This is a genomic window from Ruegeria sp. AP12 (genome assembly GCF_056540025.1).
The window spans coordinates 1-949 of sequence record NZ_JBQFVZ010000126.1 but is presented as its reverse complement, the minus strand read 5'-3'; the positions used below and the strand labels follow the sequence as shown (position 1 = coordinate 949).

Genomic DNA, 949 nt, shown 5'->3' with positions numbered 1-949 from the left:
GGTGTTTCAGCGCGTCTTCGACACATTGTCCAAACGACGCAAGCGCATCATCACGGGGATCGGTGAGTTTTCTCTAAACCAAATCGAAATGGCTGAAAAGATTGATCTGGCCCGTGTCGAAATGGAGCAGGCCTTGTCCGCAGACCCGCCGGATTTTGACCGCGTTGACGCCCTTGAAGAGCAGCTGGATTGGGACCAGTTGATCTACACGGATCGTCAGCGCTCGATCACCTACTTGTGCGAAACCCCGCAGATCATCGAACGTCGCCTTTTTGCAATCTCGCAAATGCTGCAACAGTTAACGTCAGATCAGGGATAAGCTTCCAGCGCGGATTTGCCCCTTCCATAGGTTACTATCAACCCGGATCGTTGAAACGGCTAGCAAAACTACTCCCATTCAAGTTCGGTAAACGCAACCGTTGCGTTACGTGGATTATAGGCGTCAAAAAGTTCCCATTGTTCTGATTCACTTTGGGCGATTGTTTCGACCGCATCGCCCAATCGCAGACCCGTTTCAATCGCCGCGCGGGTGTCGGTTTCCAGCACATCCAGATAGCGCAGCATATCTTCGGACCCCTCCGGCCACGCAAGGATCGGGCCACCATGGCCGGGGACGATCTGGGTCACATCAAGCCCAGTCATCTTTTTCAGAACACGTTGCCAACCGATCAACGCGCCATCCATTGCCGGAGTATGCCGGTGAAACACCAGATCGCCGGTGAACATAACACCCGAGTCTACATCCACGACCGTCAGGTCATTCCCAGTGTGGGCCCGGGGCCAGGCTCGTAAGACCAGTTTGCGACCGCCCAGATCAATCTCTTGCGCGGATTCGACCGCGATGTCGACGGCGATTGGCTCGACACCAACATAGGCTTCGGGGCCGATGGCGGCGCTCAGGCTCGCGATGTAGTTCCCAAGACGGTCCAGCAAGGCGCGCTCCAACCCC

At 55.8% G+C, this 949-nt stretch carries 1 protein-coding gene and 1 pseudogene; one reads left to right on the top strand and one right to left on the bottom strand.

Annotated features, from left to right (window positions below):
- Positions 1 to 319: pseudogene (locus ACR0E6_RS21715) on the top strand (hypothetical protein); the annotation flags it as partial.
- A 68-nt stretch (positions 320 to 387) separates the two neighbouring features.
- On the opposite strand, the gene ACR0E6_RS21710 reads toward ACR0E6_RS21715, so the two are convergent.
- Positions 388 to 949 (bottom strand): MBL fold metallo-hydrolase (locus ACR0E6_RS21710; RefSeq protein WP_480587217.1); only part of this gene is annotated, 562 nt, incomplete at its 5' end.